Here is a 12,439-nt window from a genome sequence, read left to right as displayed (position 1 = left end):
GAAGTTAGGGGCAAAAAAAACGCTGGACAAATTCAGAATTATCTGACTTGTCCAGCGTTGTGGAGCCGGAGGGTTCCGAACTATGTGCTTAAAACCCGCGGAAACACTGTTTTTCCTATTTCAAAAATCAAAAGTGCCACGATTGTGCCACAACTGGTTTTGAAAGTGAAAAAGCCACCTGAACCAGGTAGCTTTTTCACTTTTGGAGACAATTTTGTCTCCCAGTGGAGCCGGAGGGATTCGAACCCTCGTCCAAACATGGTATAAGGTAAGCTTTCTACGTGCTTAGTACTGTTTGGTTGTAGGGAAGGGGAAGGTCAGTTACTCACCTATACCGTCTTCCTTAGGTGCTTTATCTCGCCTGCTATGCACACCATTAAGCAGGCCAGTTTCATCTTTCGATGCCCCGTATACCGATCCGATGAAACGGAAAACCGGTGGGACAAAAGCTAGTTAATTCTAAATTAAGCAGCTAAGGCGTAAGTGTTTTCGCCATTTGAAAGTTTGAGCGTTCAGATTTAAGCGCTAATTCACCCAACGCGCTGCATGCTTACTTACTTATCTCCATCCTGTCAATTCCGGTCGACCCCATTTCTTATAGTCATCAGTCATTGATTGTTAGTTATTTAGAATAACTAACAATACCAGATTAGATTAGTGGGTACAAATGTACAAAAACTAAACCAGTTAGCAGGCCAATAGTTTTCACTAATGACTAAACTCTTCCCGGATAAACCTTCAGGGCCTCTTCCAGGCATGTCATTGCGCTTTGCAGGTCATCACTGTTTAAAACGTATGCCATCCTTACCTCGTTGGTTCCGGCACCGGGGGTACTGTAGAAACCTGTAGCAGGGGCCATCATTACAGTTTGGTTATTGTAACTAAATTCTTCCAACATCCATTGGCAAAACTTATCGGCATTGTCAATCGGGAATTTAGCTACCACGTAAAATGCACCACCAGGGTTGGGGCAATAAACGCCATCCATGCCGTTTAATGCTTTCACCAGTACATCTCGGCGGTGGGTATATTCTTTATTTACAGCCTCAAAATAGATATCTGGTGTATCAACCGCAGCTTCGCCGGCAATTTGCTCCAGCATCCCGGCGCTTAGGCGGGCTTGGGCAAACTTTAACCCGGTTTTAATTACTGCTTCGTTTTTAGTAATCAGGCAGCCAAGGCGGGCACCACACGCGCTGTAGCGCTTGCTTACGGTATCCATTACCAAAACGTTTTCGTCCAAACCATCCAGGTGCATGGGCGATATAAACTCGCGGCCATCGTAGCAAAACTCGCGGTAAGCTTCGTCAGAGAATAAAAACAAGTCGTATTTAAGGCACAGAGCCTTTAGCGCTTCCATTTCTTCTTTAGAATATAGGTAACCAGTAGGGTTATTGGGATTGCAGATAATGATCGCCTTGGTTTTATTAGTGATCACTTTCTCGAATTCGCTGATCTCGGGCAGGGCAAAACCATTTTCGATGTAAGACAGAATTGGTTTTACTACAATATCACTCTGGCAGGCAAAGCCGTTGTAGTTGGCGTAAAACGGTTCGGGTATAATTACCTCATCGCCCGGGTTAAGGCAGGTCATCATGGCTATGGTAATAGCTTCAGAGCCACCTGTGGTTACAATAATATTTTGCGGGGTAATGTTATACCCCAGTTTGTTATAGTATTCAGTTAGTTTTTGGCGGTACGATAATGTGCCTTCAGATGGGGTATAGGCCCATACTTTAAAAGTGCTGTTATGTATGGCGTCCAGCATCCCTTGCGGGGTTTCAATATCGGGCTGGCCGATATTTAAATGAAATACCTTTTTACCCTGCAGTTTAGCATTGTCGGCAAAGGGGGTTAGTTTACGTATAGGCGAGGCGGGCATTTGCTCACCTTTGTGCGAAATTTGCGGCATGGGTGCAAAGTTAACAAAAAGATAGCTGCCCTATAAACGAAGAGCGGCGCAAATTTTTTGCGCCGCTCTTCGTTTATGTTTTGTGTTAGAAGCAAATTACCTGCTGCTGGCAGCCGGTGCCGCAACCACTTCGCCCACAATGTTTAAATATTTTTGTGGTGTTTTAGCGTTAGAGGTTACAATAATAGTTTTGTTAAAAGGAGCTACAACAGCTGCATTGTAAGTGATCTTAATTACGCCCTTGTCGCCTTTTTTAACAGGTGTTTTGGTATAATCTGCAATGGTGCAGCCACATGTTGGTTTAACGTCGGCCAAAATTAGAGGCTCTTCGCCAATATTGGTAAAAGTAAACTCGGTAGTAACTGGTTTACCCTGAGGTATTTTACCGAAATCATGCTTTTCTTCGTTAAATTTAAACTCGGCTTTATTATCAGTCTGTGCTGAAGCAGTAAAGGCAAAACCTATGATTACTGCGCATAATATCATTAACTTTTTCATATCCTTGTATACTTTGTACAAATATAAAATGTTTCAGCGGAAACCAAAATTTTACACGAAACGGTTTAAAGAATTGTAAAAGCACAGAATAACAAAATACAATTTTATAACTTTGACTTCTAATCAAAATATAATATGCCTCAGACCGCACAACTTACTACCAACGGGTTTGATTCTGCCGAACTTAATTTTGAGGACTTTAAAAAGATAGTCATCAATGATTACCGTATTGGCTTTGAAAGCCGCCAGGCAGCATTGCTTGGCCGCCGCGAAGTGCTTACGGGTAAGGCAAAGTTTGGCATATTTGGTGACGGTAAAGAGGTAGCCCAACTGGCTATGGCCAAGGCTTTTAAAGCCGGCGATTGGCGCGCAGGCTACTACCGAGATCAAACTTTTATGTTTGCAACCGGCATGAGCACCATGAAAGAGTTTTTTGCGCAATTGTATGCCAATCCCGATGTGGATAAAGACCCTGCATCTGGCGGCCGCCAAATGAATTGCCACTACGCAACCCGCTATTTGGATGCAGATGGTAACTTTACCAATCAGGCCGAAACGATGAATTGTTCGTCTGATATTTCGACCACTGGCGGGCACATGCCCAGGTTATTAGGGTTAGCTTATGCCTCAAAACTGTATCGTAATAACCCCGAACTTGCCGATCAAAAACAGTTTTCTGTTAATGGCAATGAAGTAGCATTTGGTACCATAGGCAATGGCTCAACATCCGAAGGTTTGTTTATGGAAACCTTTAATGCAGCAGGCGTTTTACAGGTGCCTATGGCTATCTCTGTATGGGACGATGCTTACGCCATTTCTGTACCAGCCAGGCTGCAAACCACTAAAGAAGATATATCCGAAGTGCTCAAAGGTTTCCAGCGGGAAGAGGGTACTAACGGTTACGAAATATTTAAAGTGCGCGGGTGGGATTATGTTGCCCTTTGCGAAACCTATAGCCGCGCCATTGAAGTATGCCGCCGCGAGCAGGTGCCTGTTTTGGTGCATGTAACCGAGATGACCCAGCCGCAGGGCCACTCTACCTCCGGCTCGCACGAACGTTATAAATCAAAAGAAAGACTGGCCTGGGAAGCCGAGCACGATTGCCTTTTGCAAATGCGCAAATGGATCATCGCATCGGCCATAACCACAGAGCAGGAGCTTGATAAAATTGAGGCCGAAGCCAAAGTGCACGTGCGCGAATGCCAGCGCGAAGCATGGAACGAACTGGCTGATGTAATTAAGACTGAACTGGAAGAAGCTGCATCATTAATAGATGCTGTTGCGCAGGAAGCCAACGCGCAGGATGATGTGGAAGATGCCGCCATTGCATTGCGCTCATGCGTAGATCCCGGTCGAAAAGATATTGTGAGCGCCATCCGTAAAACGCTTCGCCTTACTATTAAACAAAATTTTGAAGCGAAGAAAACGCTTGTTCAATGGTTAAATCAGCATAATGAGCTAAACAACGAGCGGTATAATTCTAAGCTGTTTACAAATAGTGCAAATTCGCCGCTTAAGGTACCGGTAAATCCTGCTCAATATGAGCAGGATGCCCGCTTAATAGATGGCCGCGAAGTACTAAACGCTTGTTTTGATGCCAATTTTGGCCGTGATAAAACCATTGTTGCCTTTGGCGAAGATGTAGGTAACATTGGCGATGTTAATCAGGGCTTTGCCGGTTTACAAAGCAAATACGGCGATCTGCGGATTACCGACACCGGTATTCGCGAAGCTACTATTATAGGGCAGGGGCTGGGTTTAGCCATGCGTGGTTTACGCCCAATTGCCGAGATCCAATACCTCGATTACCTGCTTTACGCCATGACCGTATTAAGCGACGACCTGGCATCTTTAAGCTACCGCACCAGCGGCGGCCAAAAAGCGCCTGTTATTGTGCGCACGCGTGGCCACCGGTTAGAAGGGATCTGGCACTCCGGATCGCCACTGGGCGTAATATTAAACTCCATGCGTGGTTTACACATTTGCGTTCCGCGCGATATGACCCAGGCGGCGGGCATGTACAATACATTGTTAAGGGGAGATGAGCCGGCTTTAGTCATTGAAAGCCTGAATGGTTATCGCCTGAAAGAAAAGCTGCCGGCCAATGTTGGCGAGTTTACCGTTCCACTCGGCAAGGCCGAAATTATAAAAGAAGGTACCGATATTACGGTGATTTCTTATGGCTCAACATTACGTGTGGTGATTGAGGCTGTAGAAGAACTGGAGAAATTGGGTGTTAATATAGAAGTGATAGACCCGCAAACGCTTTATCCTTTTGATACCGATAAGCTGAGCTTGGCTTCGTTAAAGAAAACCAACAAGCTTTTGGTTATTGACGAGGATATCCCGGGTGGAGGGTCGGCCTATATACTACAGAAGGTGTTGGAAATGCAGGGCGGCTATTATCAACTGGATGCCCAGCCTAAAACCCTTTGTGCCAAGGAGCATCGCCCGCCTTATGGGTCAGACGGAGATTACTTTAGCAAGCCATCTGTTGATGATGTGATTGAGGCTGCTTACGCCATGATGAGTGAGGCTAATCCGGGTAAATATCCGCCGATTTATTAACATTGTAATAACTTAAATATTGTAAATTGCTTCATAATTAAACCTTATGAAGCAATTCCTTTTAGCGCTCATCTGTCTTGTAACAATTAAGGCCAGCGGCCAGGATACAACTAAGCATCTAACTCAACAATCATCTTTAAGGGTTAGATTAGATACCAATAAACTTGTTTACAATGAACAGGGGAAAGCCCTGCGTTATTATCAGTATGAAAAATTAATTAACACAGGCGATTACACAATTACCTACAATGGATCGCCTGCCGATCCGGCTACTAAAAGCACGCTAAAAAAGCTTACCGACCAGGAAAGAAATTCACGCTACGAAACTGTTAAAAAGTTCATGGTTGTAAAAAGTCCTCTGCTACAAGAAAATATGCAGCTTAGTATTACGCCTTTAACACCCACCATTAAACCTGCCGAATTAGAAAATAAAGTTATTGTGCTCATATTCTGGTCGGCCGAATGTCCGCCTTGTACCGAGAGCTTTGCCAGTTTGAACGAATTTTTGAAGCAGATTCATAATCCGGAAGATTTGGTGATATTGGCAATAACACCCGATGATCAAAAAGCAGCAGATGCCAAGCTTAAAGAAAAACCACTATTGTACGCGCAATTGTTGAGCAATGGCCTATCTATTATGAACGCTTACCAATTGAATAATTACCCCACTTTTGTTGTTGCCGATAAAAGCCGAATCATTAGATATGCTGTAACAGGGAGTGGCCCGCTTACACTACCCATGTTAAAAAGCACAATCAAAGCCGTACTTTTTCAATAAGCAGGGCAGGCTAACAGAATTATCTTATTTTTGCTCCGGGCATTAAAATGCCGATAAACGACATATGGATTCTACTACTTTTACGGCCGTAGCCGAAACTATTAAAAAACGCCGCACCATTAAACCGGCAACCATGAATGGCAACAAAATCCCTAACGGAAATGTTGCTGCATTATTGGAGCTGGCAGATTGGGCACCTACACATGCATTAACAGAGCCATGGCGCTTTATCGTTTACGAAAATCCGGCTGATTTTTGTTTGAAGCATGCCGAAATATACAAGGCAATTACCCCGGCCGAAAACTTTTCTGAAGCTACTTATACCGGTTTCCAGAATACAGGTAACAAGGCATCGCACGTGGTAGTTACTTATATGCACCGCAACGAATTGACTAAGATCCCGGTTTGGGAAGAGATTGTTGCCGTAGGTGCTTCGGTACAAAACTTATTGTTAGGTGCTGCTGCATTAAACATTGGTTGTTTTTGGAGCACCGGTGGTATGGCTTTAAAACCGGCTATGAAAGAGTTTTTAAATTTAGGCGAGCTTGACCAGGTAATTGGCGTGCTTTATTTAGGATATACCGACGACCAGCCTGAGGGTAAACGTAAAGTGCCTTTGGAAGAAAAGATAACCTGGGTATAATTACCCTTTAGTTTTTTCTTTTTGAAATAATTATTTAACTTTAGGATATTAATGAGACTGCCGTGACGGTGGATTATATGTAAAAAGGTATATTTGTATCATACCTCTACAATAATAAACCTGATAAGCCTGTTCTAATTTAAACTTATTGATTTACTCAAAAAGCAAAAAATGAAGAAAACATTTTGGTGGATAACTAGCGTTCTGGTATTGTGTATGATAATTACTGTAAGCTTTAAAGCCGCAGTTGATAGTAGCACAGTTAATGCCAATAATACCACGAAAACTGCTTCCTTAACAAGTGAAGTGCGTTTTGACAATATGGTATCTGATGTTTACAAAGCCGCCGGATTGCAAAATTCGGGCCTTGATCTGGGTACTTTTCAAAAGGCAATTACAGGTTTTTATAATCTTAAACTGGCGCACAAACTGCCTTTTAGCAGTAATATTTTAACTGTTGTCGATTTTAACAAACCCAGCCACGAAAAACGGTTGTGGATAGTTGACCTGCAAAGTAAACTATTGCTGTTAAACACATGGGTAGCGCACGGGCAGGGTAGTGGCAATGATTTGGCCGATCATTTCTCTAACAACGAAGAATCGCATCAAAGCAGCTTAGGCTTTTACGTTACAGATGATATTTACGTAGGTAAACATGGCCGCTCATTAAGATTGGATGGTATGGATAACGGCTTTAACGACAAGGCCCGCGAACGTGCCATTGTATTACATGCTGCAGATTATGTATGCCAGGGTACTATAAACCAATTAGGCCGTATAGGCCGCAGTTTTGGTTGCCCTGCTGTATCGCCCGATGTAATTAACCAGGTGATAGGTACTTTGAAGGGAAAAACGATGATTTTTATCAATGGCCCGGATACTAAATATAATTCAAAATATTTGAATACTAATCTGGCCGCGAGCTTTGCTGTTCCCGATACTGCGTCGCGCCCTGTTTTAAGTGCAAGATTATAAGTTTACTAACACTAAATAAAATACAAAGCCTCCCGGTACATCGGGAGGCTTTTGTTTTTTGTGACTTGCTGGCGTTCTGGTTACTTGAAGGATCTTCTGAAATATGCACACTGTAACCAATCGAAGAAGATTCTTCACGATGTTCAGAATGATAACGTGTCTCGGTTGTACAAGTTAGCGGCATTGCCACTATTAACTCAATGCCAATAATATTAAATTAACCCACCAGAAGCGACAAGTCTTTCGGCAGTGATCCATCCGGAAGCATCAGATGCCAGGAAGGTAACTACTTTGGCAATATCCAATGGCTGGCCAACGCGGCCGAGCGGGGTGGTTGCAATAAAGCTGGCTTCCATTTCGCTGCCTTTTACACCGGCTGTTACAAAACCTTCTGTTTCTACAGGCCCCGGCGCAACAACATTTACCCTGATGTTTTTAGGGCCTAATTCTACAGCCAATACTCTTGTCAGGGTATCTAAAGCTCCTTTTGTGGCCGAATAAACACTGGCACTATGCGTACGTGCAGTACTGGCTACAGAGCTGATGTTAATAATGCTGCCACCTGTTGCCGGGATGTATTTCAAGGCTTCCTGAGTGGTAAGGATTGGGCCTAATACGTTGATATTAAACTGGCGGTGAAACTCATCTTCTGTTACACCCTCTATAGGTGCAAATTGATAAACACCTGCATTATTTACAACAATATCAACCTTGCCATAGGTTTGGCCGGCGGTTGCAAATAGTTGTGCTACTTCGGCAGCGTTATCTACACTGGCTTTTACTGCAGTTGCTTTACCACCAGCATTGGTAATGGCTGTAACTACGTTATCAGCATCAGCCTGGCTGCTTGCATAGTTTACAATAACACTTACACCTTCGGCGGCTAATGCTTTGGCAATACCTGCGCCTATACCTTTAGAAGCGCCCGTTACTACGGCTACTTTCCCTTTTAAATTTAAGTCCATTTTAAAATCTAATTATTTAAATGTTTGAATGTATTTGATCGTTCTATTGCGTACATCAATAAAACTGAAGTAAAATTACATTAATACATTCAAATACTTTGATGTATTAATGTAATTTTTTTTAACCTTTTAATTGTTGCAAAAATTTTGTGTAAGTATCAACAACATCTTTGTCGACGGCATATTTAATATTTCGCCCCTGTTTTTCGGCAATCAAAAGGCCCGATTCAGTTAGTTGTTTGATGTGGTGAGATATGGCAGATTGTGTCAAATCAATCATCTCTACAATATCGGCACACTGCATGCAACCGGGCGATTTGCCCACTTGCTGCATAATCCTGATGCGATGCGGGTCGCCCAGTGCCTTTGAAATCCGTTCAAATTGTTTGATATCCATTGTATTTATAAATGCAAATATATCAATAAGTATTTTTATGTTGAGTTTTAGGTGTAAGGGATTATAAAAAGGCCTCATATCCGATAGGATATGAGGCCTTTTCAATTTAACGGATGTCGCATGCTGCGTAAGGTGGGCAGGCCACCGCCATTGATATTTTAAATTCCCAGAAATTTCTGCATGTGTGCAAAAAGCACAATATCTAAACCATATACATCCGGGCGGTACTGTAGGGTGCCGGTTTCGTCGGCCCAGCAGGTAACGTAGGTAATGTATACCGGTACTTTTTTAGGTAAGGCAACATCTGTAGGTTTCGGGTTGTCTTCGCTCATAAATTGCTTAATCATTTCGTATTTGTCACCATCACCAAACAGGCTGTGTGCCAAATCAAGCGGTTTTTCCAAACGCACGCAGCCATGGCTTACCGCACGCATTTTTAGGCCGAATGCAGCTTTTGCTGGTGTATCATGCAAATAAACACTGCTTTTATTAGGGAACAAGAATTTAATCTTACCCAACGAGTTATCATCGCCCGGTTTTTGTTTAAACTCGTATTTGGTGAGATCTTCAGAACCCCATTTAATATTCTCGGTGTCTTCCAGTTTTTTGCCATTCTGGTAAACTTCTATATTGTTGTTATCCAGGTAATATGGATCGTCTCCGGCATGCTTTACAATTTCTTTATTTACAATGCTTTGAGGGATATTCCAGATCGGGTTTACCTGTGCTTCGTAGATCAGGCTGTTTAACTGCGGTGTTTCGCGCGAGAATGGACGATCTGTTTTGTCGCTGTCATCATACTCAACCAGGTTATTGGTATAATCCTTATTACGGCCTTCGCCTACGCAAACTTTCATATTGAGGGATGATTTTCCACCTTCCATTACATCCAAACGGAAATCGGGGATGTTTACAACCACATATTTGTCTTCCGATGGTTTATTTTTCCAGCGCAGGCGTTCCAGATTCACTTTAATAATACGGTCTGTTTCTTCTTTGGTTAATCCTGGTGCGGTATTACCGGCGGCTAATGCTTTTTGTAAAGCTATATATTGCGGGTTTTTAGGCTGAATGCTATCCAGGTAAGTCTTGATATTTTTTATGCCCAAAACCTGATTAACCGAGTTACTATCGGGGCGCAAAGTTTTAGTGAAATAACGTGCATAAATACGGCGCGGACTAATTAAACCAAATTGTAACGCGTTTGAATAATTGATGAGTACATTAGCCGTCATCACCTCCAGCTCGGCCATATCGTGGTAGGCTTCATCAGTAGTTTTAATAGCGGTTTTGTCGTAAAACTTATTCAACAGGGCGTTATAAGCCTGGGCATTAAATATTTTTGGATCGAGGCCGTGCTCGCCTGCTTTTTGTAAATACGTGTTAAAAGATTTTAGGTCATTGTTACCTAAATGATCCATCACATAAATTGGATCATATTCATTCTGTGCGTAAAAAGCTGCAATCTGTTGCGGATTGGTGAGGTTTTTCTTTTCATCGGCCAGTACTTTTTGAAACACGGGAGTAAGGCCTTCGGGGGTAATGTTTTTGAACGCTTTGTTGGGCGTAATTTTGTAAAGCGCATTTGCCATGTCAGAACGCTTCTTTTTACAGCTTTCTACGGTTAGCAAGAGTAAAGCGCACACCATTAGTAATAAGCTAACGGGCGCTTTTTTTAGTTTATGAGTAATATGTTCCATTTATTAAATTAGTTGTATGTGCCAACTATAGCAATCATAATACCATAAAGTTTTAAGCAGGTTATTTTTATGTTGAAAATGATAAGCCAGCATTGTTAAATTTGAACCATGAGCGCAGAAAATTTGCCCGAAGTATGGTTACGCGGACCACTGGATGATATAACCGAATTATTACAACCTGTAGCGCACGCCTTAATGCAGGCCAGCGAAGAAATAGAGACTTTAATGCAGAACTTTCCAGAAGAATTATTGTGGAAAAGGGTAGCCGGTATGGCATCGCCTGCTTTTCATTTACAGCACATGGCCGGCGTGCTCGATAGGTTGTTTACTTATGCCAACAATAAACAATTAAGCCCGGCACAGCTCGAGTATCTGGCAGAAGAGGGTAAGTTTGAAGAAAGTGTTACATCCGGTCAATTAGTGAACACATTTGCCTTGGCGGTTCAACTATCGTTACGGCAGTTAAGCCGCATTGATGAAAGTATTTTGACGCAATACAGGGGCGTAGGCCGTAAAAATTTACCATCAACAGTAATGGGTCTGCTGGTGCATGTGGCAGAGCATACCATGCGGCATACAGGGCAATTGTTAGTTACTGTAACAGTTTTAAAAGCGGGCAGGTTAGAGCCGGTTAATAAAACCGGGGATCTGCTCAATGGTAAGTAAATGGTCTACAGGCAAGCTATCAACAGCATGTTGGGGCATATAAGGTACCTGGGCTGTTTTAGGGTCTTGCACGGCAATTATTCCTTTAAGTGATTTAATAATTTCCAAGCCTTCTACACCATCGGCATTTGCGCCCGACAGCAGGATACCGGTTACACCTGCCCCATACGCTTCGGCTGCGGTTTGGAAGGTAACGTCGATACTGGGGCGTGAAAAGTTTATTTTTTCAGAGTCGTCTAAAGAAAAATAGCCGTCTGTTTCTATCAATAAATGATAATCGGCAGGGGCAAGGTATATATGGCCCGGTAGTATGGCTTCTTTATCATCGGCCTCTTTTACGGGCAGGCTTGTACGTAAGCCCATTAACTGGCTCAGGCTCGAATCCGAGTCGTTTTTACGGTGCAAAATAATAACAACTGGGATGTTTAAATCGGGGCGCAGGTAGGTTAAAATATGCAGTATAACTTGCAAACTCCCAGCAGAGCCACCAATAACAACAATTTTTTTTTGAAAATCAGTTAGTGAATTTTGCGCCATATTTTTTCTTTACCTTCCTGCCGGTATTTAGAAATAATGGGTGACAGTTTTAATGTTTCTTTACTGCCAAGTGCCAAAAATCCTAAGTTTTCCAGGCTATCATCAAAAAGCGCAAAAACCCTGCCTTGAAGCTCTTTTTCGAAATAAATAAGTACATTTCTACACATAATGAGTTGAAACTGATTAAAAGAGCTTTCTGATACTAAATTATGTGTCGAAAAAACCATCCTTTGGCTCAGCTCCTCATCAAACTTAACTACATTATAACTGGCCGTATAATAACGGGAAAAATCCTCTTTCCCACCTGCTGCAATGTAGTTTTCTGAGTACTGTTTCATCTGGCTCATGGGGAATATCCCGGTGGTGGCCTTTTGTAAAACTTGCGAGTTAAGGTCTGTAGCATATAACAGTGACTTATGCAGTAAATTGGCTTCTTTAAGTAAAATAGCCATCGAAAAAACTTCTTCACCTGTAGAACATCCCGCATGCCAGATCCTGATAAAAGGGTAGGTAGCTAGCACAGGCAAAACATGCTCGCGCAGGTTTTGATAAAATTTAGGGTCGCGGAACATTTCGGTTACATTAACTGTAAGCTGTTCTACAAAGCGTTTAGCATAATCAGCATCGTTACACAGGCGGTATCTAAATTCTGCAAAGCTCGGAAAGCGATCGAGTGTAAACAGGCGGTTTATCCTTCTTTTTAACGAAGCTTTAGCATAGTCTGTAAAGTCATAGCCATACAGCTCGATCAAATCGTTTAGTAATAGTTTTATTTCCTGTTCACCGACGGGGGTATCCAT

General features: G+C 42.6%; 12 protein-coding genes and 1 other RNA gene. 5 read left to right on the top strand and 8 right to left on the bottom strand.

From position 1 onward, the window contains the following. Positions 1-222: 222 nt before the first annotated feature. From ssrA to RG47T_RS13825, 3 genes are all read right to left on the bottom strand, one after another. Positions 223-590, bottom strand: a transfer-messenger RNA (tmRNA) gene (gene ssrA, locus RG47T_RS13835). Positions 591-715: 125 nt separating this feature from the next. Further along, positions 716-1,912, bottom strand: a complete 1,197-nt coding sequence (locus RG47T_RS13830) for a pyridoxal phosphate-dependent aminotransferase (RefSeq protein WP_074490018.1) — start codon at positions 1,910-1,912, stop codon at positions 716-718. Between the two features lie 96 nt (positions 1,913-2,008). After that, a complete protein-coding gene (locus RG47T_RS13825) occupies positions 2,009-2,410 on the bottom strand; it encodes a DUF1573 domain-containing protein (RefSeq protein ID WP_074490017.1) in 402 nt (133 codons plus the stop codon). Between the two features lie 135 nt (positions 2,411-2,545). Here RG47T_RS13825 and RG47T_RS13820 point away from each other — a divergent pair, with 135 nt between their 5' ends. The 4 genes from RG47T_RS13820 (at position 2,546) to RG47T_RS13805 (ending at position 7,374) form a co-directional block, all read left to right on the top strand. After that, positions 2,546-4,978 carry an alpha-ketoacid dehydrogenase subunit alpha/beta gene (locus tag RG47T_RS13820; protein WP_074490016.1) on the top strand — a complete coding sequence of 811 codons (2,433 nt, stop codon included), beginning with the start codon at positions 2,546-2,548 and terminating at the stop codon, positions 4,976-4,978. A 46-nt stretch (positions 4,979-5,024) separates the two neighbouring features. Beyond that, on the top strand, positions 5,025-5,756 hold the full coding sequence (locus tag RG47T_RS13815) for a peroxiredoxin family protein (protein ID WP_074490015.1): 732 nt from the start codon (positions 5,025-5,027) through the stop codon (positions 5,754-5,756). Positions 5,757-5,820: 64 nt separating this feature from the next. Beyond that, complete coding sequence (locus tag RG47T_RS13810; RefSeq protein WP_074490014.1) at positions 5,821-6,399, top strand: nitroreductase family protein; 579 nt, start codon at positions 5,821-5,823, stop codon at positions 6,397-6,399. A 171-nt stretch (positions 6,400-6,570) separates the two neighbouring features. Further along, the gene (locus RG47T_RS13805) at positions 6,571-7,374 is read left to right on the top strand and encodes a murein L,D-transpeptidase catalytic domain family protein (protein WP_074490013.1); all 804 of its coding nucleotides are present in this window, start codon (positions 6,571-6,573) and stop codon (positions 7,372-7,374) included. A gap of 212 nt (positions 7,375-7,586) precedes the next feature. On the opposite strand, the gene RG47T_RS13800 is transcribed toward RG47T_RS13805, so the two are convergent. From RG47T_RS13800 to RG47T_RS13790, 3 genes are all read right to left on the bottom strand, one after another. Then, positions 7,587-8,339, bottom strand: a complete 753-nt coding sequence (locus RG47T_RS13800; RefSeq protein ID WP_074490012.1) for a glucose 1-dehydrogenase — start codon at positions 8,337-8,339, stop codon at positions 7,587-7,589. A 121-nt stretch (positions 8,340-8,460) separates the two neighbouring features. Further along, the gene (locus RG47T_RS13795; protein ID WP_074493434.1) at positions 8,461-8,736 is read right to left on the bottom strand and encodes an ArsR/SmtB family transcription factor; all 276 of its coding nucleotides are present in this window, start codon (positions 8,734-8,736) and stop codon (positions 8,461-8,463) included. Between the two features lie 158 nt (positions 8,737-8,894). Next, positions 8,895-10,436 (bottom strand): L,D-transpeptidase family protein, encoded by a 1,542-nt coding sequence (locus tag RG47T_RS13790; protein ID WP_074490011.1) that lies wholly within the window; start codon positions 10,434-10,436, stop codon positions 8,895-8,897. A gap of 108 nt (positions 10,437-10,544) precedes the next feature. On the opposite strand from RG47T_RS13790, the gene RG47T_RS13785 reads away from it, so the two are divergent. Continuing rightward, a complete protein-coding gene (locus tag RG47T_RS13785; protein WP_074490010.1) occupies positions 10,545-11,102 on the top strand; it encodes a DinB family protein in 558 nt (185 codons plus the stop codon). Here RG47T_RS13785 and RG47T_RS13780 read toward each other — a convergent pair. Both RG47T_RS13780 and RG47T_RS13775 read right to left on the bottom strand, forming a co-directional pair. Further along, positions 11,058-11,639, bottom strand: coding sequence for a chemotaxis protein CheB (locus RG47T_RS13780; protein WP_074490009.1), 582 nt, complete (start codon positions 11,637-11,639; stop codon positions 11,058-11,060). The genes RG47T_RS13785 and RG47T_RS13780 overlap by 45 nt on opposite strands. Beyond that, positions 11,621-12,439, bottom strand: a complete 819-nt coding sequence (locus tag RG47T_RS13775) for a CheR family methyltransferase (protein ID WP_074490008.1) — start codon at positions 12,437-12,439, stop codon at positions 11,621-11,623. The genes RG47T_RS13780 and RG47T_RS13775 overlap by 19 nt, the downstream gene beginning before the upstream one ends.

This window comes from Mucilaginibacter polytrichastri (assembly GCF_001911425.1).
GTDB classification, from domain to species: Bacteria; Bacteroidota; Bacteroidia; order Sphingobacteriales; family Sphingobacteriaceae; genus Mucilaginibacter; species Mucilaginibacter polytrichastri.
This window is presented reverse-complemented; position numbering and strand designations above follow the sequence as displayed.

What these genes read in the sequence shown, in the direction of transcription:
- RG47T_RS13830 (WP_074490018.1), bottom strand. Translation starts at nt 1,912, where the DNA reads ATGCCGCAAATTTCGCACAAAGGTGAGCAAATGCCCGCCTCGCCTATA.
- RG47T_RS13825 (WP_074490017.1), bottom strand. Translation starts at nt 2,410, where the DNA reads ATGAAAAAGTTAATGATATTATGCGCAGTAATCATAGGTTTTGCCTTT.
- RG47T_RS13820 (WP_074490016.1), top strand. Translation starts at nt 2,546, where the DNA reads ATGCCTCAGACCGCACAACTTACTACCAACGGGTTTGATTCTGCCGAA.
- RG47T_RS13815 (WP_074490015.1), top strand. Translation starts at nt 5,025, where the DNA reads ATGAAGCAATTCCTTTTAGCGCTCATCTGTCTTGTAACAATTAAGGCC.
- RG47T_RS13810 (WP_074490014.1), top strand. Translation starts at nt 5,821, where the DNA reads ATGGATTCTACTACTTTTACGGCCGTAGCCGAAACTATTAAAAAACGC.
- RG47T_RS13805 (WP_074490013.1), top strand. Translation starts at nt 6,571, where the DNA reads ATGAAGAAAACATTTTGGTGGATAACTAGCGTTCTGGTATTGTGTATG.
- RG47T_RS13800 (WP_074490012.1), bottom strand. Translation starts at nt 8,339, where the DNA reads ATGGACTTAAATTTAAAAGGGAAAGTAGCCGTAGTAACGGGCGCTTCT.
- RG47T_RS13795 (WP_074493434.1), bottom strand. Translation starts at nt 8,736, where the DNA reads ATGGATATCAAACAATTTGAACGGATTTCAAAGGCACTGGGCGACCCG.
- RG47T_RS13790 (WP_074490011.1), bottom strand. Translation starts at nt 10,436, where the DNA reads ATGGAACATATTACTCATAAACTAAAAAAAGCGCCCGTTAGCTTATTA.
- RG47T_RS13785 (WP_074490010.1), top strand. Translation starts at nt 10,545, where the DNA reads ATGAGCGCAGAAAATTTGCCCGAAGTATGGTTACGCGGACCACTGGAT.
- RG47T_RS13780 (WP_074490009.1), bottom strand. Translation starts at nt 11,639, where the DNA reads ATGGCGCAAAATTCACTAACTGATTTTCAAAAAAAAATTGTTGTTATT.
- RG47T_RS13775 (WP_074490008.1), bottom strand. Translation starts at nt 12,439, where the DNA reads ATGGATACCCCCGTCGGTGAACAGGAAATAAAACTATTACTAAACGAT.